We start from the raw sequence: 20,144 nt of genomic DNA, 5'->3' as shown, positions 1-20,144 counted from the left end.
TCAGGTGAGCCGGTTGACGATGTCGGTGACGAGGAGCACCACGAACAGCGCGGACGCCGCGCCGAGCAGCACGTTGGACAGCCAGCCGGAGCGCCCGTCCCGGGCGACCCGCTTCGAGTTCAGCAGCATGATGAGCGTGATCCCGAGGAACGGCATGAACGCCGCCCCGAGCACGCCGTACACCAGCGTGAGCGCGAAGGGACTGTCGAAGAACAGCAGTCCCATCGGGGGGATGGTCAGCCAGAGCAGGTAGGCCCGGAACGGGGTGCTGCGCTCGGCGGCCGTGGCCGTGTAGCCCGTCTCGGAGGCGGTCGCCTCCGCCGCCGGGCGCTCCGGGTCGGCGTCCGTGCCGGGGCCCACCTCGGCGGCCCGGCCGTGCGGAAGCCGGATCGCCCGGGTCCAGTCGGTGAACAGCAGGCTGACGCCGTTCCACACCCCGAGCAGCGACGTCGTGGTCACCGCGAGGAAGCCGCAGAGGAACAGGATCCGGGCCCAGTCGCCGTACCGGGTGCCCAGCGCCTCGCCCAGGACGAGCAGGCCCTCGTCGCCCTTGGTGAGGTCCTGCCCGAGCAGCATCGCCGAGCCGACGACGAGCATCGCGATCACGAAGATCGCGGTCATGACGTAGCCGACGGCGTTGTCGAGCCGCATCATCGACAGCCAGCCGGTGCCCTTCCAGCCCTTCGCGATCATCCAGTAGCCGTACGCGGCCATCGTGATCGTGCCGCCGACCCCGCCGATCAGGCCGAGCACGTAGATCACGGAGCCGTCGGGCAGCCGGGGGACCAGACCGCTCGCGAGGCCCGAGAGGTCGGGTGCGACGAGCACCGCCACGGACACGACCGACACGAACTTGATCAGGACGAGGACGGTGATGAACTTCTCGAAGACGTGGTAGCGCTGCACCCAGACCAGCGCGAGCCCGACGACGCCGGCGATCATGGCCCAGTAGCGCACGTCCAGCCCGCCGAACAGCGCGTTGAGCGGGAGCCCGACCGCCGACATCGCGGTGGCCCCGTACACGAAGCCCCAGATGACGATGTAGACGCCGAAGAACACCGTGGCCCAGCGGCCGAGGCGGCGCCAGCCGTCCAGGAGGGTGGCGCCCGAGGCGAGGTGCCAGCGGCCCACGCCCTCGGCGAGCGCGAGCTTGAGCACCGCTCCGAGCACCGCGGCCCACAGCAGCGCGGTGCCGTAGCGGGCACCCGCCACCATCGTGGCGACCAGGTCGCCGGATCCGACGCCCGCGGCCGCGGCCAGCAGGCCCGGTCCGACCTGCTTGATCTTGGCGCCGAACCCCCTCGGGGGGCTCGCCACCGTTGTCTCCGTGCTCATCTCCCGCTCCTCATCGACGCCGGGGTGTTGCGGTGACGGTAGGAGCGCGACCCCGGTCCGTCGTCGCGGAGCACGTGATCTTTACCGGGGCTTAGTGCGACGGTTCGGAGATCGAGGCCTCCCATCCGTCATGCGAATCTCGTCAGCCGTGCAGCTCGCGGTAGGCGGCCGCGGCGCCGGGGTGCAGCGGCACGTCCCCGGTGCCGATCAGGGAGCGCTGGTCCAGGTACTGCGTGCCGACCGCGGACCGCGGCACGAGGTCCGGTGCCGCCGCCACCAGCGTGCGGGCCACGGCGTCGGCGGTCGGGGCCGCCAGGTCGGGGCGGCAGACCAGCAGGTTCGCGACGCCGACCGTCGGCACTGGAGCGGCGACCCCGTAGGCGCCCGCCGGCACCGTCACGGGCCCGTAGACCCCGCCGTGCGCCGCCCGCAGCGCGGGCAGGTGCTCGACCAGCGGCAGCAGCCGGACCGGGCGGCGCGCCGCGAGCTCGGCCAGCGCGGGGGTGGGCACGCCACCGGACCAGAGGAGCGCGTCGGTCCCGCCGTCCTCCAGCGCGTGCGCGGCGTCGCGCAGCGGGCGGTGGGCGACCCGGGCGCCGATGCCCGCGACGGCGAGCAGCCGGTCGCCGAACACGGCGGCGCCCGAGCCGACGGCCCCGAGCGAGACGGGGCGCCCGGCCAGGTCGGCGGTGCCGGCCGCCGGGTCCTCGGCCCGCACGACGAGCTGCATGTAGTTCTCGTAGACGCGCCCGATCGCGAGCAGCGGCACCGCGGCGTCGAACGGTGGCTCGCCGCGCCGGGCCGCCACCGCCATGTCGGTGAGGGCGAGCCCGAGCGCGGCGCGTCCGTCGCGGACCAGCGCGATGTTGTCGACGCTGCCGCCGGTGCCGGCCACGGTCGCCGGCATCCCGCCGCGCGCCACGGCGGCGGCGAGGAGTTCGGCGAACTCGACGTAGAAGCCGCCGGGCTCACCCGCCGCGAGCACGATCGGGTCGGTGGCACCCGCGGTGCATCCGGCCGCGAGCGGGACGGCGGACAGCGCCGCGGCCCCCAGGAGCGCCCGGCGGGAGAGCCGGGGTGCGCGGCCGGTCACGACGGCACCGGCAGCTCGATCGTCACGACCAGTCCGGCGCCGGGTGGGGAGGCGAGGCGCAGGGTCCCGCCGCGCGCCGTGACGAGGCGTTCGGCGATCGGCAGCCCGAGCCCGGAGCCGCGCGCCGTGCCGCCGGGCGCCCGCCAGAACCGCCGGGTGGCGTGCGGGATGTCGGCGGCAGGCAGGCCGGGGCCGTCGTCCCGCACCTCGAGGCGCACCCGCCCGTCCCCGCGCTGGTGCGCGAGGTGGACGGTCGCGCCGCGGCCCGCGTACTTGACCGCGTTGTCGAGCAGCACGTCGAGCACCTGTTCCAGCTCCGACGCGGCGCACGCCACGTCCGTCGGCCCGGGCGACGCGGGGGCGTCGAGCCGGACCCCGGCGTGCTGCGCGGCGGGCCGCCACGCGTCGAGGCGCTCGGTCACGACGGCGGTGAGGTCGGCGCGGGCGGGAGGATCGGCGCCGGCCGCCAGGTCGGTGGCGCGGCTCTCCGCGGTGGCGAGGTCGAGCAGCCCGTCGAGCAGCGCCTCCAGCCGCTCCACCTCCACGACGGTGGATCGGTAGGTCCGGCGGCCGGCAGCGGCGATGTGCGGATCGAGCGTGTCGACGCGCAGGCGCAGCGCGGCGAGGGGGTTGCGCAGCTGGTGGGAGGTGTCGGCGACGAGCCTGCGCTGCTGGTCCGCGCTCGTGGCGACCGCGTCGGACATCCGGTTGAACGCCACGGCGAGCTCGCGCAGCTCGCTCGGGCCCGCGTGCGGCGAGACGTGGGCGTTCGGGCGCCCCGCCGTGACCGCGCCGACGCCTGCCGCGAGCTCGCGGACCGGACGCAGCACCCAGCGCGCCACCAGCAGCGCCACGGCGGCGCAGGCGACGGCGGCGACGACCGCGCCGGCCAGGATCGCGGCCCACGACGTGGCGATGTCGGCGGCCGCGGCGCCGGGCTCGGCCCGCAGCACGACCGCGCCGCCCGCCTGGGTGCCGGTGCCGACCGGGCGGGCCAGCAGGATCGGCGCCCGCGACCAGGGCTGCAGGCGCTCCGGGTGTGCGGCGGGCTGGTTGCGCAGTGCCGCGTCGGCCGCGGCGGCGACCGCGGGCTCGTCCGCCCGCATCCCGGCCTCCACGACCGGCCGGCCTGTGCGGTCGACGACGACCACGCCCTCCCCGTAGACGACGTGGTGCGCCTGCACCTCCTGGGCGAGGGCGTCCGCGCCGGACGGGCCGGTGGCCTGCTGGGCCAGCGCGGCGAACCGGTCGAGGTCGGTGGCGCGGACGAGCACGAACTCCTGCGTCCGCCCCGCGGCGGTGCTCTGCAGCAGCGGGACGGCGAACCCGGCCACGGCCGCGAGGGCGAAGCCGGAGAGCACGACGAGCAGCCTGCGGCGCACGCCGATCAGCGGCCCAGCCGGTAGCCGAACCCGCGGATCGTCGCGAGCAGCCCGGGCCTGCCGAGCTTCTGCCGCAGCGACGCGAGGTGCACGTCCAGCGAGCGTGACACGGCGAGGTAGGCGTCGCCCCACACCTCGTCGAGCAGCTGCTGGCGGCTCACGGCGGCACCGGGCCGCCGGGCGAGCGCGGCGAGGATGTCGAACTCCTTGGCGGTCAGGGCGATCTCCCGCTCGGCGACGGTGGCGCGCCGCGCGGCCATGTCGATGCGCACGTCCTCGACCTCGACGGTGCTCACGGCCGGGCCCGCTGCGCTCGTGGTGCGCCGCACGACGGCGTCCACCCGGGCCAGCAGCTCGCGCAGCCGGACCGGCTTGACCAGGTAGTCGTCGGCCCCGAGGCGCAGGCCGCGCACGACGTCGCGCTCGGCGTCGCGGGCGGTCAGGACCAGCACCGGGGTGGTGGCGATGCGGCGCAGCCTGCGCAGCACGTCGAGCCCGTCGGCGTCGGGCAGGCCGAGGTCGAGCAGGACGAGGTCGGCGTCGCGGACCCGGGCCCAGACCTCGACGGCCCGCGCCACCCGCTCCACGTCGTGGCCCTGCGTGCCGAGCGCCTCGACCACGGCACCGGCCACCCCGTCGTCGTCCTCGACCACCAGCACGCGCACCGGGAGAGCCTGCCGCATCGGCCCGGCGTCGCGGAAGCTCACCCTGTCGGTGGTCCGGTCTAGCGTCCGGGACATGACTCCGGCACCGCGGCCGCACGTGGTCGCCCACGTCGCGATCTCGCTGGACGGCGCGACCACCGGCTTCACCCCGGCGGTCGGCCGCTTCTACGCCCTGGCCGGCACCTGGCGCGAGGACGTCACGCTCGCGGGGGCGGACACGATCCTCGCCCAGGAGCAGGCGCTGCGGGCGGCTCCCCGCCCCGGGCCGGCGGCGGGCGGGCCGCTGCTCGCCGTGGTCGACGGCCGGTCGCGGGTGCGGGAGTGGGACGCCCTGCGCGACGTGGGCCACTGGTCGGGTGTGCTCGCCCTGCGCACGTCCGACTCGTCCGACCGGGGCGACGGGGTGGCGCAGCTCGTCGCCGGCACCGGGCGCGTGGACCTCGCCGCCGCACTGGCCGCGCTCGCCCGGGAGCACGCGGCGCGCACCGTCCGGGTCGACAGCGGCGGCTCGCTCATCGGGGCACTGCTCGACGCCGGCCTGCTCGACGAGGTGAGCCTCCTGGTCCACCCGCTCCTCGCCGGGACGCGGGGCGACCGGGTCTGGCACGGCCACGCGGAGGCCGCGCGCGTCCTCGAGCCCGTCGCGGCCGAGACGCTCGAGGACGGCCTCGTGTGGCTGCGCTACCGGGTGCCGCCGGCCTGAGCCGGCCGGACGGTGCACGTCGAGCCGGTCCCCGAGCGGTGGCGAAACTCGGGAAGGTCCTTCTTCTCCCAGGTTCGGCCGCGCATACTGGAGCGGTAGCCCCCGGCGACGCGGGCGGGAGGTCCGGTAGCCATGGACGTCTGGGTCATCTGGGTGATCGCGGCGGTGCTGCTGGTCGTCCTCGAGGTCTTCACCCTCACCGCGGCCGTCGGTCTGCTCGGTGGCGCGGCCCTCATCACGGGTGCCGCCGCCGCGCTCGGGCTGCCGCTGCCGCTGCAGTTCGTCGTGTTCGCCGGCGCGTCCGTGGCCGGTGTGGTGCTCCTGCGGCCCGTGGCGCAGCGCCACCTCGCCACCGCGCGGGCGCTCCCGTTCGGGATCGACGCGCTCGTCGGCAAGCCCGGGTACGTCCTGGAGGAGGTCAACGGCCGGGACGGGCGGGTGCGCATCGGCGGCGAGGAGTGGACCGCGCGCGCCTCGGACGAGGACCTCGTCATCCCGGCGGGCGCCACGGTGGACGTCCTGCTGATCGACGGCGCCACCGCCGTCGTCCACCCGAGGGAGTGACCATGGACCTGGCACTGCTCGTCGCCGGACTGCTCGTCGCGCTGTTCGTCGTCGTCACGGTGGTGCGTGCGGTGCGCATCGTGCCGCAGGCGCGGGCGCGCAACGTCGAACGGCTGGGCCGCTACCAGCGCACCCTGAAACCCGGCCTGAACTTCGTGATCCCCTACATCGACCGCGTCTACCCGGTGATCGACCTGCGCGAGCAGGTGGTGTCCTTCCGCCCGCAGCCGGTGATCACCGAGGACAACCTCGTCGTCGAGATCGACACGGTCCTGTACTTCCAGGTCACCGACCCTCGCGCGGCCGCGTACGAGATCGCCAGCTACCTGCAGGCCGTCGAGCAGCTCACCGTCACGACGCTGCGCAACGTGGTGGGCTCGATGGACCTGGAGGTCACGCTCACCTCGCGGGACCGGATCAACAGCCTCCTGCGCGGCGTGCTCGACGAGGCCACCGGCAAGTGGGGCCTGCGGGTCAACCGCGTGGAGATCAAGGCCATCGACCCGCCGAAGACCATCAAGGACGCGATGGAGAAGCAGATGCGCGCCGAGCGGGACAAGCGCGCCGCCATCCTCGCGGCCGAGGGCCAGCGGCAGTCCCAGATCCTCACCGCGCAGGGTGACAAGCAGGGCGCGATCCTGCGCGCCGAGGGGGAGCGGGCGTCGGCGATCCTCAAGGCGGAGGGCCAGTCGCGGGCCATCGACCAGGTGTTCCAGGCCGTGCACCGCAACGACCCCGACCCCAAGCTGCTGGCCTACCAGTACCTGCAGGTTCTGCCCCAGCTCGCGCAGGGCGAGGGCAACACGTTCTGGGTGATCCCGAGCGAGGTCACCTCCGCGCTGCAGGGTGTCTCGCGTGCCTTCTCCGAGGCCGTGCCGCCCTCGCCCGCCACCCGGGAGGTGCACGCGTCCGAGGAGCTCGCGGCCCGCGCCGCCGCCGACGCGGCCCAGGCCGAACAGGCCGCCGCCGACGCGGTCGCCGACGCCGCGGAGCCCGACGGCGTCCGCGGCCTCGCACCACCCGTCCCGCATGCGAACGGCGGCCCGGCGCGGCCCGTGCAGGCCGGCGACTGACGGTGGGGCCGCGCGGACCGGTCGACGCCTCCGCGCGGCCGGCCTCGGGCAGCGTCGCGCGGGTGCTGCGCCGGCTGGTCCGCAAGGCGTGGGACGACGACGTCCTCAACGAGGCGGCGGCGGCGACGTTCTGGCAGACGCTGTCGCTGCCGCCGCTCCTGCTCGGGCTGTTCGGCGTCCTCGGCTACGTCGGCGACTGGTTCGGGCCCGACACCGTCGTGGCCGTCCAACAGTGGATCATCGATATCACCAGCGGCCTGTTCAGCCGCAACGCCGTGGACGAGATCCTCGTCCCGACCGTGGCGGAGGTGCTGACGACCGCGCGCGGCGAGGTCGTCTCGGTCGGCTTCGTGCTGACGTTCTGGTCGGGCTCCTCGGCGATGGCGTCGTTCGTCGACTCGATCACCAAGGCCCACGACCAGTACCCGGTGCGCGGCTGGCTCTGGCAGCGGACGCTGTCGATCCTGCTGTACCTGGTGGGCCTGGCCATCGGGATCGTGCTGCTGCCGGTCGCGGCGCTCGGGCCCGACCGGGTGCTGCCGCTGCTGCCCGACGGGTTCGAGCCTGCGGCGCGGGCCATGCTCGACGCCGTGTACTACCCGGTGGTCGGGCTGGTGCTGGTGCTGGCGCTCACGACGCTGTACCGGATCGCGCTGCCGCACAAGATGCCGTGGTGGCGCGGGTTGCCGGGCGCGCTGCTGGCCGCCGTGGTGTTCCTGGTGGGCGTCACCGGCCTGCGCTGGTACCTCGACTGGATCACCAGCACCGGCTACACCTACGGCGCGCTCGCGGCGCCGATCGCGTTCCTGCTCGGCCTGTACTTCGTCGCGCTCGCCGTGATCCTCGGCGCCCACCTCAACGCCGCGATCCAGGCCGTGTGGCCGGCCCCGCTGCTCCGGCGGGGACGGCCGGTGCGACCCCCGTCCCGCGCTGCGGCCGAGCCGACCGCGCCGCCGGCATCCGTGCCGGAGCAGCGCGCCGGCGGGTCCTCCGGTGCCGACGTCGCGCACCCCGCTCGCACGTCGCCCCAGGCCCGTCCTAGTTGAGGTCCGTACCCGGTGCGTGCGGCGGCCGGGTCCCTCGCGCGTGGGGAACACCGTCCTCGAACCCCACCACGACGGCCTCGCCGATACCCAGCCCGCGCGCGCACCGGGCCAGCACCCGGACCCCCTCGTCGAGGTCGACCAGGCAGACGCCGAAGGGCGGCGCGGACGCCGGGTGCAGCACCGTCCGGGCCGCGACCGTGCCGGCGCCGGTGCTGACGCCGCGCGTGACGCGCGGGGAGCCGCAGCGCGGGCACCGGGGGCGCCGGAAGTACCAGTGGTACCCGCACACCGCGCAGCGGGACACGACCAGGCGCGGGACGCCGTCGGTCCAGTCGGCGGGGCCGGTCATCGCGGGCCCTCCAGCACGACGCTGACGTGCGCCGACATCACACCGCCGTCGGCGTGCACGAAGCCGGTGCGGGGCGGGCGCGCCACGGCCCGCTCGCCGGCCTCCCCGCGCAGCTGCGTCACCACCTCGGCGAGGTGCGCCATCCCGCCGGCCACCCCGCAGTGCCCGTAGGACAGCAGCCCGCCGTGCGTGTTGAGCGGGAGCGCACCGTCGAGGTCGAAGCGGCCGCAGGCGGCGTCGGCGCCGCTGCGGCCCGGCGCGCAGAAGCCGATCTCCTCGAGCAGCAGGGCCAGGGTGATCGTGAACGAGTCGTAGATCCCGGCCACGTCGATGTCGGCGAGCGTCCGGTCCGAGCGCCGCAGGGCACGCCGCGCGGCATCACCAGCGCCGAACGCCTCCGGATCGGCTTCGCAGAGGTGCTGGTGGCGGTGCGCCTCGCCGACGCCGAGCACGCGCACGGCGCGGGGGTCACGGGGCCGGTCGGTGACGACGAACGCCGTGCCGCCGTCGGACACGGGGCAGCAGTCCAGCAGGTGCAGGGGCTCGGCGACGGGCCGGGAGGCCAGCACGTCGGCGGCGGTGAGCGGGGCCCGGTGGTGCGCCCCGGGGTGGCGGGCCGCATGGGTCCGCATCTGCACGGCCAGCGGCGCGAGGTCGGCGCGTCCCAGCCCGTGGCGGTGCAGGTGGGCGGAGGCGAGCAGCCCGTAGTAGCCGGGGACGGTGCAGCCGGTCGGCACTTCGTAGTCGCGGTGCCCGACCTGGGCGAGCGTGCGGGTCGAGGTCTCACCGCTCTGCCCGCTCGCGCGGTCCTCGCCCGCGGCGACCAGCACCGTGCCGGCCTCGCCGGACTCGACGAGCCGCACCGCGGCAGCGACCATCGCCAGCCCGGTGGCGCCGCCCGAGCTCAGCCCGGTCGCCACGGCGGGCCGGATCCCCAGGTGCGCGGCGAGCAGGTCGGCGGGCATGAGGTGGCCCGCGGTCGTCGCGTAGCCGGCGTAGACCGCGTCGACGTCTCGGGGGCGCAGTCCCGCGTCGTCGAGCGCGCCCAGGGCGGCGGTGGTCTGCCAGCCCAGCGCGTCCCGGCCGGGCAGGCGCCCGAACGGGGTGAGCCCGCTGCCGGAGACCCACGCCGTCATGGGGACCGCGGCGACCGGATCGCGACGAGGACGTCCATCCGGCCCTCCTGGAGGGTGGTGCCGTCCTGGTCGAGCAGCGTGAAGCGGCGTTGCACCACGCCGGTGTCGCCGCGGCTGGTCGGGCGGCAGCCGAGGACGGTGACGAGGCAGTGCACCGTGGTGCCGATCAGGATCGGGGCCCGGAACCGCCAGCCGTCGATGCCGAGCAGCGCGACGGCGCTGCCCTCGAAGATCCCGGTCCTTGCCATCAGACCGAGGCACAGCGACGTGCCGAGCAGCCCGTGGGCCAGCCGTTCGCCGAACCGGGTGGTGCGGGCGAACTCCGCGTCGGTGTGCAGCGGGTTGTAGTCCCCGGTCCACGCCGCGAAGGACACGACGTCGGCCTCGGTCACCGTGCGTGCCGGAGTGGTGAACTCCTGCCCCACCGCGAAGTCCTCGAAGTACATCGGCATCATGGCCTCCCCTCCCTCAGCGCTGCGTCCGTGCGGCGATGTCGCCCATGACGTCGCGGACGTGCCCGGCCTCGGCCTCGTCGAGCGACTCGGACAGCCCGAGGACGGCCAGCACGCCCTCGAGGCGCCCGCGCGGGTCGAGCACCGGGCAGGACACGGCGTGCACACCGTTGACGTACTCGTTGCGGGACACCACGACGTCGCCCGGCGCCAGCGCCGTGACCTGCGCGCGGTACTCCGCGACGTCCGTCCGGGTGTGCGGGGTGAGCCGCGGCAGACCGTCGGCGAGCAGCCGGTCCCGCTCGTCCTCGTCCTCGAACGCCAGGACCCACTTCCCGTACGAGACCGAGGTGACCGGGAACCGGTTGCCCACCGAGACCGTGAGGTGGGCGGCTCCGCCCTGCTCCTTGGCGACGTACATCATCCGGTCCTGCGGGACCCGCTGCACGAACGCGGCGGTGAGCCCGGTCCGCCGGGCGGCCTCGACGAGCAGCGGCCGGACCCGGTGCAGCGTGTCGAGTCCCTCCTCGGCCCGTGCACCGAGCACCACGGCGAAGTACCCGAGGCCGTAGCGCTTGCTGTGCTCGTCGTGCGCGAGCAGCCCGTGCGCCACGAGCGTGCGGACCACGCGCAGGCAGGTCGTCTTCGAGACGCCGAGCGCAGCGGCGATCTCCGACAGCGTCGCCGAGCGCGTGCGGTAGCGGCTGAGCAGTTCGAGCACCCTGGCCGCGGTGTCGACCGACGGCGAGAAGTAGGCGGGACGTTCCGCCGCGCCCATGGCCGTCACCCCCCGCTCGGGACGACGAGGGCCGCCCACAGCACCAGCGGCGCCACCAGCACGACGACCCCGCCGTAGACCAGGAGGTTGCGCAGCATCGCGTCGCGTTCGTCGGCAGTGGTGTTCGCGACCACGATCGCGCCGTTGGTGGAGAACGGGCTCACGTCGACGATCGTCGCTGCGACCGCGAGCGCGGCGACGACCGCGACCGGTGCGAGCGACGACGTGTCGAGCAGCGGTACGGCGAGCGGGATCAGCGCGGCGAGCACGCCGCTGGAGGTGGCGAACGCCGAGACGAGCGCGCCGATGTAGGCCAGGACGAGGGCGGCCACCAGCGGGAGCCCGATCGCGGTGACGGCACCGCCGATGAAGTCGATCGTGCCGATGCGTTCGAGGACCCCGACGTAGGTCAGCACGCCGCACACCAGCAGCACGACCGGCCACGGGATGGCGGCGACGGCTTCGCGGTGGTGCCGGGCGTTGCGCAGGCCGAGGGCGATCGCGAGGGTGACCCCGAGCAGGCCGATGTCGAGCCCGGCGATCGCCCCCACCACGAGCGCGATGATCGCGGCGACCGTCAGCCCGACCTCGAGGGTGAACGGCGGGGCCGCTGGCGGACCCGTGGACGCGTCACCCTCGGGGGCCGGTCCGCCTGCGTGCACGGCGACCCGTGAGCGCAGGCGCAGCCCACCGAGCACGGTGAACACCACCGCCGCCGCCACGACGTTCGCCGCGAGCCCGGCCGCGAACACCGCCGTCCGGTCGCTGGGCAGCCCGCTGCGCACCATGACGCCGTCGACGATGACGCCGTACACACTGATCGGGGAGAGCGCACCCGCGCCCCACCCGTGGATGATCATCAGCCCCATGAGGAACTGGGGGATGCGGTTGCGGACCGCGAACCCGAGCGCGATCGGGGCCATGAACGCCACGGCGTACACGGCGCCGATCCCGGACAGCATCGCGGCGGTGCCGAACATGATCCACGGCACCCAGATCGTGCGCCCGCGCACCAACCGCACGGCCCCCGCGACCAGCCAGTCGACCGTGCCGTTCGCCCTGGCCACGTTGAACAGGTAGGTCACGCCCACCAGCACGACCAGCAGGTCCGCCGGGAACCCGGCGAACGTCTCGTCCGCCGGGAGACCCGCGGCCAGCGAGCCGATCGCGAACGTGCCGACGAGCGCGATCGCGCCCAGGTTGAGCGGCCGCAGCGTCGCGAGGACGAACGCGGCCACCAGGACGGCCATCGAGACGATCTGCAGGGTCACGGGCGGGCTCCCGCGTCGGTGCGGTAGCGGGCCAGCTTGTCCTCGTCGATCTCCACCCCGATCCCGGGCCGCTCGCTGACCTGCAGCGCGCCGTCGCGGACCCGTAGCGGCTCGGCGACGAGGTGGTCGGTGAACAGCGTGTAGAGGTCGAGCTCGCCGGGCTCGCGCGCGACCCACGGATGCGCCGCGCCGAACGCGAGCGACGCCGCCGAGCCGATCATGCTGTCGGCCTGGTTGCCGAGCAGCGCCCGCGCGCCCAGTGCCCGGGCCAGCGCGACGATCCGCGCGGACTCGGTGAACCCGGTGCGGGTCGTCTTGATGCTGATCGCGCGGGCCGCCCCGCCGGTCAGCTCCCGCGCCGCGTCGGCCAGCGTGGGCGCGCTCTCGTCGGCCATGACCGGGATCGTCAGCAGCTGCGCCAGCCGCCGTCGCCCGATCCGGTCCTCGGCCGGGTTCGGCTCCTCCACCAGGTCGAGGTCGTGGTCGCGCATCGCCTCGAGCGCGCGGTGCGCCTCCTCGGCGCTCCACCCGTGGTTGGCGTCCACGTAGATCGTCGCGTCGTCGCCGACCGCCTCGCGGACCGCGGCGACGCGGGCGACGTCGGCACGACTGTCCACACCCACCTTCACCTTGAAGGACGTGATCCCGTCCTCCTCGGCGGCGGCCCGCGCCTCCTCGGCCGTGGCCGCGGGCTCGCCCATGCTGAGCATGCGGGTCACCCGGATGGCGCGAGCGGTGCCGCCGAGCAACCGCCACGACGGGAGGCCGGTCGCCCGCCCCCGCAGGTCGTGCAGGGCGACGTCGACGGCTCCGCGAGCGGTGTTGTTCGCGACGACCCAGGAGGTGCGCGCGTGGGCCTCCTCGACGGCGAACGGGTCGAGCCCGGTCAGCGCCGGTTCCAGCCAGTCCCGGATCGCCGTGACGATCGACTCCTGCGACTCCCCGTAGACCATCGGTCGCGCGGCCGCGTCGCCGACGCCGTGCACGCCATCGTCGGTGTGCACGCGCACGAGGACGTGGTCGGCGCTCGTCAGCACGCCGGTCGCGAAGGCGAGGGGACTCCGGTAGGGGATCGAGTAGGGCACCGCCTCGATCGAGGTGATCTGCACGGGAGCCTCATCCCGCCTTGCGATCGGGCGCGGTTGCGGCGGCGCACTGCTGGGCCGTGCAGCGGGTGGCGATCTCCCGCATGACCGCGCAGACCGCCCGCCTGCGGTCGTCGTCGAGCTCCGCGAGCACCCCGAGGACGACCAGCACGCCGGCCAGCTCGTGCCGCGCGTCGACGAGCGCGCAGGACACCGCGTAGATCCCGTGGACGTACTCGGCCCGCGACTCCAGGATCTCCCCGACGCGCAACGCGTCGACCTGCCGCAGGTACTGCGCTCGTTCGGTCGTCGTGGCCGCGGTGATCCGCGGGAGACCGGCGGCCAGCAGCCGCTCGCGCTCCTCGTCGTGCGCGAAGGCCATGACCCATTTGCCGTAGGAGACCGAGGTGACCGGGAACCGGTTCCCGACCGACACGCTCACCCCGCCGCCGCCCGGGTGCTCGTGCTTCGCGACGTACATCATCCGGTCCCCGGCGACGCGTTGCACGAACGCGGCGGTGAGCCCGGTGGCCCGGGACGCGGCGGCGAGGAGGGGGCGCACCCGCGTCAGGGGATCGAGCCCTTCCGCGGCCCGGGACCCGATGACCACCGCGTACTCGCCGAGGGAGTAGCGCTGCCCGGCCTCGTCGTAGCCGAGCAGGCCGTGGGCCTGCAGGGTGCGCAGGACCCGGAGGCAGCTGGTCTTCGGCACCTGCAGCTCCGCGGCGATCTCCGCGAGCGTGAGGCAGCTCGTCCGGTACCGGCTCAGCAGCTTGAGGGTGCGGGCCGCGAGGTCCGCGGCCGGCGATCGATAGCGCAGGTGTTCCATATCTGAAACTCCATGCTGTATGTGAGACCGACCTGCACCATCCCCACCGCACCGCGCGGATGTCAACGACGGCCGGGCACAGGAGCGCGCGCCATTTCACCGGTGAAACGGCAGGTTGACAGTGCGGCCGGGCGGGGGAAAGCGTCATCGGCGACACCGGGGTCGCGTGCGCAGGAGGCCGGCTGACGATGATGTCTCGAAGGGCTTCTCGGACACGGTGGGCGGTGGCGGGTGCCGCGGTCGCCCTCGTCCTGGCGGGGTGCGGTGACGGCGGTGGCACCGGTGGCGGAGCGGAACCGCTGCAGGTCGGTGCGCTGTTCGCCATGACCGGCGAGGGTTCGTTCTACGGCGACGTGATGAGCAAGGGCTCGCAGGTCGCCGTCGACCAGGTCAACGCCGGCGGCGGCGCCGAGGGCCACACCTTCGAGCTGCAGGTGGAGGACCACCGCAGCGGCAACGTCGACGCGGCCGTGTCGGCCGCCCGCAAGCTGCTCAACGTCGACGGGGCCACCGTGCTGCTGTCGTCGTTCACGGCACCGACCGTCGCCGTCCAGCCGATGGCGGTGGACCAGGGCGTCCTGCTGCTCAACGGCGGCGGTGTCGGCGACGACCTCGTCGGCGTGGCGAACCTCTACAACAACCGGATGCTCGGCAAGCAGCTGCTGCCCTCGCTCGTCTCCTGGACCGCCCAGCAGAGCGGTGCGCAGCGCGTCGCCACGATCTTCTGGAACGACGCGGCGGGGACGTCGGACAACGAGGCGGTGAAGGAGGGCTGCCGGACGGCGGGCTGCCAGGTGGTGGCCGAGGAGCCGCACGAGGTCGGGGCCACCGACTACGCCACGCAGCTCGCGCGGATCCGGTCGGCCGACCCGGACCTGCTGGTGATCGGCTCCTACGGCAACGACGTCGGGTACATCATCCAGCAGGCGCGCCGGCTCGGGATGATGGTGCCGATCATCGGGAACGAGTGGACGCCCGACGCCGCGGCGGTCGCGGGCGCCGCGATGGAGGGCTACGTCGCCATCATCGACCGCTTCGACCCGGCCGCGTCCGACCCGGAGGGGGCGGCGTTCGCGCAGGAGTACCAGCAGCGCTTCGGCGTCGCCCCGGAGTTCTACGCCGCGAACTACTACGACCTGCTGCGGTTCGTGCTGCCGGACCTGATCGCGATGGCGACCCGGGCCGGGCAGGACCCGACCCAGCCCGGGGTGCTCGCCGACCAGATGGCCGCCGCCGTCGCGCAGGGCCACGAGTTCGGCACCGTCTACGGCGAGACCATGACGTTCAACCCCGACGGCACGGTGGAGAAGCCCGCGGCGGTCTTCGCGGCCGACGGAGCGGGGCGGATCACGCCGATCGCGTCGTTCGACGACGGCCGGATCGTCCCGGCCGGCGGCTGACGGGACGGCGATGGATCTCGCGGCGAACTTCGGTGCGGCGCCCCAACTCGCCTTCGACGGCCTGCTGGTCGGCAGCTTCTACGCGATGCTGGCGGTGAGCTTCGGGATCATCTTCTCCACCACGCGCACCTTCCACTTCGCGCACGCGCTGACGTTCACGGTCGGCGCGTACGCCGGTGTGCTCGTCGCCGAGGCCGGCGTGGCGTTCTGGGCCGCGATCGTCGTGGGCGGGGTGGTGGCCGGGTGTTTCGGCGTGGCCACCGACCTGGTGGTCTACCGGCCGCTGCGGCGCCGCGGTGCGAGCTCGCTGAACGTGTTCCTCGCCGCGCTGGGCGTCCTCATCGCCGGTGAGGCGGTCGTGCAGTTCGCGTTCGGTCCCAACTCGCGGCCGCTTCCCGGCGCCCCGACGGGCGGCGTGCAGTTCGGTGCGCTGGCGACCGGGTGGCTGCAGATCCTCATCGCGGTGATCAGCTGGGGCGCCGTGCTGGCGGTCGCCGCGTTCCTGCACTTCAGCAAGTACGGGCTCGCCGTGCGCGCCGTGGAGAGCAACGCCGTGCTGGCCGACGCGTTCGGGGTGAGCCGCATCCTGATCTACGAGCTGGTGTTCTTCCTCGGGTCGCTGCTGGCCGGGGTCGGCGGGGTGCTGTTCGCCGCCCGGGACACCGCGACGCCCGGGATGGGCGTGGCACCGCTGCTGTCCGGCTTCATCGCGGTGTTCATCGGTGGGATCGGCAGCATCCCCGGGGCCGTCGTCGGCGGGCTGCTGCTCGGCATGGCCACGAGCCTCGGCGGGATCGTGCTGCCCGGCTACCTCACGAGCATCGTCGCGTTCGTGATCCTGTTCGCCGTGCTGGTCGTGCGACCGCGCGGGCTGCTGGCCCGCCGGGCCGTCTGAGGCGGGCGGCGCGGTGGACTTCTACCTCGACATCGTCAACTCGGCGCTCATCGTCTCCGTGCTCGGGTTCTCGCTGAACCTCCTGATCGGCTACACCGGCCTGCTCAGCATGGCGCAGGGCGCGATCTACGGGGTGGCGGCCTACACGACCGCGATCACCGCGACGGCGGGCGGCCTGCCGTTCCCGCTCACGGTGCTCCTGTCGGTCGTCGTCACGGCTGCCGGGTACACGCTGCTCGCGTGGCCCGCGCTGCGGGTCCGCGGCGAGTACCTGATCCTGCTCACGTTGGCCGTGCAGTTCGTGCTCGTCGGGGTCTACACGTCATGGACCGCGGTCACCGGCGGCAGCGGCGGCGTCTCCGGCATCCCGCGGCCGGAGACGTTCGGCGGGGGCCGGTTCCCCTCGCCCGCCGACCTGATGCCGTTCGTGCTGATCATCTTCGTGCTCGGGCTCGGGCTGGCGCTGTGGATCGGGCACTCGCCCTACGGCCGGGTGCTACGCGCGGTGCGCGAGGACGAGACCGCGACGGTGAGCATCGGCAAGAACGTCACCGCGTACAAGGTGACGGTGTTCCTGCTGGCCGGCGTGCTGGCCGGGCTGGCGGGCTCGGCGTACGCGCACTACCTGGCGTTCGTCAGCCCGATCAGCTTCTCGCTCGACCAGTCGATCTTCCTGATCGCGGTGATCGTGCTCGGCGGCGCGGGCAACCTGCTCGGTACGGTCCTCGGCGCGTTCATCCTCGTCGGCGTTCCGCAGCTGCTGCTGCTGTTCGAGCTGGACAACCAGGTCGCCGGGCTGGTCCAGCGGTTCGCCTACGGTCTGCTGCTCGTGCTGTTCATGATCTACCGGCCGCAGGGGCTGGTCCCGGAGCACGCCCGGATCCCGCTGCCGGCGTGGGTGCGGCGCGCCGGGCCCGCGGGTCGGCGCCCCGCGCCCGCCACGACCCGCCCCCGCACGCCCGAACCGGCCGACGGCGGGGACGGCCCGGTTCTCGTGGCCACCGACCTGCACAAGAGCTTCGGTGGCGTGCGCCCGGCCGACGGGCTCTCGGTCGCGCTGCCCCGCGGCGAGATCACCGCGCTCGTCGGGCCCAACGGGGCCGGGAAGACGACGCTGTTCAACCTGCTCACCGGGGCGGTCCCGCTCGACTCGGGTCGGGTCGAGCTGCACGGCCGGGACATCACCGCACTTCCGTCCTGGCGGCGTTCCGGGCTCGGACTGGCGCGCTCGTTCCAGGACGTGCGGGTGTTCGGCGGGCTGCGCGTGATCGACAACGTCGCCGTCGCGATCCCCGGCCAGCCGGGCGAGACGGCGGTCTCGCTGTTCACCCGTCCTGCCGCCACGGTGCGGACGCGCGCGGAGACGACCGCCCGCGCGATGGGGTACCTGGAGTTCGTCGGGCTCGCCGGGCGCGCCGACCAGCTCGCGTCCTCGCTGGCCTTCGCCGAGCAGAAGCTGCTGGCCATGGCCCGGCTCCTGGCGACGGAGGCCGACGTGCTGCTGCTGGACGAGCCCGCGTCGGGCGTCGACCGGCAGTGGGTCGAGGAGATCCTGCGGCTGGTGCGGGAGGTCGCGGCGGACGGGCGGACCGTCTGCGTGGTCGAGCACAACCTGCAGATCGTGCGGGCGCTCGCGAGCCACGCCTACTTCATGGACGCCGGGCGGATCGTGGCCGAGGGCTCCCCGGACGAGCTGATGGCCGACGAGCACCTCACGAGCATCTACTTCGGCACGACCCACCGCCGGCAGGAGGGCGAGAATGCTGTCGATTGACCGGCTGCGCACCGGCTACGGCGCGCGCGAGGCGGTCTTCGACGTCTCGCTGTCGGTGGGTGAGGGCGAGGTCGTCACGCTCGTCGGGCACAACGGGGCGGGCAAGACCACCACGCTGAAGGCGGCGATGGGCCTGCTGCCGGTGTGGGGCGGCACCGTCTCCTTCCTGGGCCGTCCGATCACGAACTCCTCCAGCGCCGCGAACGTGCGCCGCGGGCTGTGCATGGTGCTCGAGGACGACTTCGTGTTCCGGGACCTGACCGTGGAGGAGAACCTGCAGGTCGCCGCGTTCACGACACCCGCGGATGCGGCCGCGGGGATCCGCCGCGACGTGTTCGCGCTGCTGCCGGTACTGGCGGAGCGGCGCACCCAGCGCGCCGGGACGATGAGCGGCGGCGAGCGGCGGATGCTCAGCCTCGGGATGGCGCTGATGTCGCAGGCCCGGCTGCTGCTGCTCGACGAGCCGTCCCTCGGGCTGGCGCCGGTGCTCGTGGAGCAGGTCATGGGCCTGGTGGGGCGGCTGGTCGTTGAGCGCGGCCTGTCCGTGCTGATGGTGGAGCAGAACGTCGACCAGGCGCTGCGCATCGCCGACCGCGTCTACGTCCTGCGCGCCGGGCGGATCGCGGCGGAGGAGGACGCGGCCGCGCTGCGGCGGCGGTCGCAGTGGTGGGACCTGTTCTGACCGAGCGGAGCTTGCGGAGCGAACATTCCGACCGAGTGGAGGGAGTGGGGTGCGCGACACGCTGACGGGGCTGCTCGCGGAGCTGGTCGAGCGGCGGGGTGACCGGCCCGCGCTCCTGGACCCGGCGACGGGGCGGGTGACGACGTTCGCCGCGCTCGACGAACTGGCCCGGCGGGCGGCCACGGGCCTGTCGGCCCTCGGTGTGGGCCGCGGCGACCGCGTGGCGGTGTGGCTGCCGAACCTGCCCGAGTGGCTCGCCGTCCAGTTCGCGGTCGCGCGGCTCGGGGCGGTCGTCGTGGCCGTCAACACGCGGTTCCGGGCGCAGGAGCTCGCCGACATCCTGCGCGTGTCGGGCGCGTCGGTGCTGGTCCTGACCGCCGGGTACCGGCGGATCGACTTCGCCGGGATCCTGGCGGAGGCGCGCGCGAAGGCCGGGCTCGCGACGGACCTCGTGCCGGTGGCCGTCGGTCATGGCGATGCCCCGGACGGCGCGTTGTCGTGGAACGAGCTGATCGACCACCCGCCGCGGCTCACCGACGACGCGCGGCCGGAGGACGCCGCCGCCGTGTTCGCCACCTCGGGGTCCACCGGCGTGCCGAAGCTCGCGGTGCACCGGCAGGTCGCGATCGTCACGCACGCCCGCAACGACGTCGTCGCCTTCGACATGGCGCCCGGCGAGGTCTCGCTCTGCGCCCTGCCGCTGTGCGGGGTGTTCGGCTTCAACGCGGCGCTCTCGGCCCTCGCGTCCGGTGCCACCACGCTGCTGCCGGCCGCGTTCGACGCCGCGGAGTCGGCCGAGGCGATCGCCCGGCACGGCGTCACGCACTTCCACGCGGCCGACAACATGCTGCGCGACGTGCTCGCCGTCGCCCGGGACCGCGGCCTGGACCTGAGCACCTGGCGCGAGGGGGCGTTCGCGGCCTTCTCCGGTGGCGGGGCGGCACTCGTGCGCGAGGTGGAGGACACCGCGGGCGCGCGGATCACCGGCGTCTACGGGGCCAGCGAGCTGTTCGCCCTGGTCGCACGCTGGCCGCGGGACTGGGACGCGGAGGCGCGCAGCCCGGGCGGCGGCTTCCCGGTGGGCGACATCGAGGTCCGTGCCACCGACCCCGGCACCGGCGCCGTCCGGCCCCACGGCGAGCCGGGCGAGCTGCAGTTCCGCGGCTACAACGTCGCCGCGGGCTACCTCGGCAACCCGGAGGCGAGCGCGGCGGCGTTCCTCGCCGACGGCTGGTACCGCAGCGGGGACCTGGGCCACACCCGCGACGACGGCGCGTTCGTCTACCTCTCGCGGATGAAGGACTCGCTGCGGCTGCGCGGCTTCCTCACCGACCCCGGGGAGATCGAGCAGCACCTGCAACGGCACCCCGACGTTTCGCTCGCGCAGGTGGTCGGCGTGCCGGCCCCGGACGGCGGCGACGCCGCGGTCGCGTTCGTGCAGCTGCGCCCGCACGCCACCGCAGGCCCGGACGACCTGGTCGAGCACTGCCGACGCGACCTGGCCGGGTACAAGGTCCCGTCCGCGCTGCACCTGGTCACCGACTGGCCGACCGTCGAGGGCGCCAACGGCCGGAAGATCCAGCGGTTCCGGCTGCGGGACCGGGCGCTTCAGCTGGGGGCCCGGTGAAGGTC

General features: G+C 74.4%; 20 protein-coding genes. 9 read left to right on the top strand and 11 right to left on the bottom strand.

Annotated elements, in window-relative coordinates:
- The 4 genes from FB558_RS29060 to FB558_RS29045 form a co-directional block, all read right to left on the bottom strand.
- The gene (locus FB558_RS29060; RefSeq protein ID WP_142058729.1) at positions 1-1,335 is read right to left on the bottom strand and encodes an Nramp family divalent metal transporter; all 1,335 of its coding nucleotides are present in this window, start codon (positions 1,333-1,335) and stop codon (positions 1-3) included.
- Positions 1,336-1,477: 142 nt separating this feature from the next.
- Positions 1,478-2,428, bottom strand: coding sequence for a TAXI family TRAP transporter solute-binding subunit (locus FB558_RS29055; protein ID WP_142058727.1), 951 nt, complete (start codon positions 2,426-2,428; stop codon positions 1,478-1,480).
- Complete coding sequence (locus tag FB558_RS29050; RefSeq protein ID WP_142058725.1) at positions 2,425-3,810, bottom strand: sensor histidine kinase; 1,386 nt, start codon at positions 3,808-3,810, stop codon at positions 2,425-2,427. The genes FB558_RS29055 and FB558_RS29050 overlap by 4 nt, the downstream gene beginning before the upstream one ends.
- Before the next feature lie 5 nt (positions 3,811-3,815).
- On the bottom strand, positions 3,816-4,475 hold the full coding sequence (locus FB558_RS29045) for a response regulator transcription factor (protein WP_142059245.1): 660 nt from the start codon (positions 4,473-4,475) through the stop codon (positions 3,816-3,818).
- A gap of 73 nt (positions 4,476-4,548) precedes the next feature.
- Here FB558_RS29045 and FB558_RS29040 point away from each other — a divergent pair, with 73 nt between their 5' ends.
- The 4 genes from FB558_RS29040 (at position 4,549) to FB558_RS29025 (ending at position 7,861) form a co-directional block, all read left to right on the top strand.
- Entirely contained in the window at positions 4,549-5,178 is a 630-nt protein-coding gene (locus tag FB558_RS29040; RefSeq protein WP_142058723.1) for a dihydrofolate reductase family protein, read from the top strand.
- 132 nt (positions 5,179-5,310) lie between these two features.
- Positions 5,311-5,742, top strand: a complete 432-nt coding sequence (locus tag FB558_RS29035; RefSeq protein WP_142058721.1) for an NfeD family protein — start codon at positions 5,311-5,313, stop codon at positions 5,740-5,742.
- 2 nt (positions 5,743-5,744) lie between these two features.
- Complete coding sequence (locus tag FB558_RS29030) at positions 5,745-6,815, top strand: SPFH domain-containing protein (protein WP_170231573.1); 1,071 nt, start codon at positions 5,745-5,747, stop codon at positions 6,813-6,815.
- A gap of 62 nt (positions 6,816-6,877) precedes the next feature.
- Positions 6,878-7,861, top strand: a complete 984-nt coding sequence (locus FB558_RS29025) for a YihY/virulence factor BrkB family protein (RefSeq protein WP_246106808.1) — start codon at positions 6,878-6,880, stop codon at positions 7,859-7,861.
- Here FB558_RS29025 and FB558_RS29020 read toward each other — a convergent pair.
- From FB558_RS29020 to FB558_RS28990, 7 genes are read right to left on the bottom strand one after another with little or no spacing between them, the layout of a single operon-like run.
- Positions 7,854-8,210, bottom strand: coding sequence for a Zn-ribbon domain-containing OB-fold protein (locus tag FB558_RS29020; protein WP_142058714.1), 357 nt, complete (start codon positions 8,208-8,210; stop codon positions 7,854-7,856). The two genes, FB558_RS29025 and FB558_RS29020, sit on opposite strands and share 8 nt — an antisense overlap.
- Entirely contained in the window at positions 8,207-9,346 is a 1,140-nt protein-coding gene (locus tag FB558_RS29015; protein ID WP_142058712.1) for a thiolase family protein, read from the bottom strand. Before FB558_RS29015 ends, FB558_RS29020 begins: the two co-directional genes overlap by 4 nt.
- Positions 9,343-9,801 carry a MaoC/PaaZ C-terminal domain-containing protein gene (locus tag FB558_RS29010; protein WP_246106807.1) on the bottom strand — a complete coding sequence of 153 codons (459 nt, stop codon included), beginning with the start codon at positions 9,799-9,801 and terminating at the stop codon, positions 9,343-9,345. The genes FB558_RS29015 and FB558_RS29010 overlap by 4 nt, the downstream gene beginning before the upstream one ends.
- Before the next feature lie 13 nt (positions 9,802-9,814).
- On the bottom strand, positions 9,815-10,576 hold the full coding sequence (locus tag FB558_RS29005) for an IclR family transcriptional regulator (protein ID WP_142058710.1): 762 nt from the start codon (positions 10,574-10,576) through the stop codon (positions 9,815-9,817).
- Between the two features lie 5 nt (positions 10,577-10,581).
- Positions 10,582-11,847, bottom strand: coding sequence for an SLC13 family permease (locus FB558_RS29000; protein ID WP_142058708.1), 1,266 nt, complete (start codon positions 11,845-11,847; stop codon positions 10,582-10,584).
- Positions 11,844-12,956, bottom strand: coding sequence for a mandelate racemase/muconate lactonizing enzyme family protein (locus FB558_RS28995; protein ID WP_142058706.1), 1,113 nt, complete (start codon positions 12,954-12,956; stop codon positions 11,844-11,846). The genes FB558_RS29000 and FB558_RS28995 overlap by 4 nt, the downstream gene beginning before the upstream one ends.
- A gap of 7 nt (positions 12,957-12,963) precedes the next feature.
- The gene (locus tag FB558_RS28990) at positions 12,964-13,761 is read right to left on the bottom strand and encodes an IclR family transcriptional regulator (protein WP_142058704.1); all 798 of its coding nucleotides are present in this window, start codon (positions 13,759-13,761) and stop codon (positions 12,964-12,966) included.
- Positions 13,762-13,985: 224 nt separating this feature from the next.
- Here FB558_RS28990 and FB558_RS28985 point away from each other — a divergent pair, with 224 nt between their 5' ends.
- The 5 genes from FB558_RS28985 to FB558_RS28965 are packed head-to-tail and all read left to right on the top strand — an operon-like array spanning position 13,986 to position 20,139.
- A complete protein-coding gene (locus FB558_RS28985; RefSeq protein ID WP_170231572.1) occupies positions 13,986-15,161 on the top strand; it encodes an ABC transporter substrate-binding protein in 1,176 nt (391 codons plus the stop codon).
- Between the two features lie 10 nt (positions 15,162-15,171).
- A complete protein-coding gene (locus tag FB558_RS28980; protein WP_142058699.1) occupies positions 15,172-16,056 on the top strand; it encodes a branched-chain amino acid ABC transporter permease in 885 nt (294 codons plus the stop codon).
- A 13-nt stretch (positions 16,057-16,069) separates the two neighbouring features.
- Entirely contained in the window at positions 16,070-17,830 is a 1,761-nt protein-coding gene (locus tag FB558_RS28975) for a branched-chain amino acid ABC transporter ATP-binding protein/permease (RefSeq protein ID WP_142058697.1), read from the top strand.
- Complete coding sequence (locus FB558_RS28970) at positions 17,817-18,512, top strand: ABC transporter ATP-binding protein (RefSeq protein WP_142058695.1); 696 nt, start codon at positions 17,817-17,819, stop codon at positions 18,510-18,512. Before FB558_RS28975 ends, FB558_RS28970 begins: the two co-directional genes overlap by 14 nt.
- Before the next feature lie 49 nt (positions 18,513-18,561).
- Positions 18,562-20,139, top strand: a complete 1,578-nt coding sequence (locus FB558_RS28965) for an AMP-binding protein (protein WP_142058693.1) — start codon at positions 18,562-18,564, stop codon at positions 20,137-20,139.
- Positions 20,140-20,144 lie beyond the last annotated feature (5 nt).

It is taken from the genome of Pseudonocardia kunmingensis (genome assembly GCF_006716445.1).
Classification (GTDB): Bacteria; Actinomycetota; Actinomycetes; order Mycobacteriales; family Pseudonocardiaceae; genus Pseudonocardia; species Pseudonocardia kunmingensis.
The sequence above is the reverse complement of the archived record's forward strand: the minus strand, read 5'-3'. Positions and strand labels throughout refer to the sequence as shown.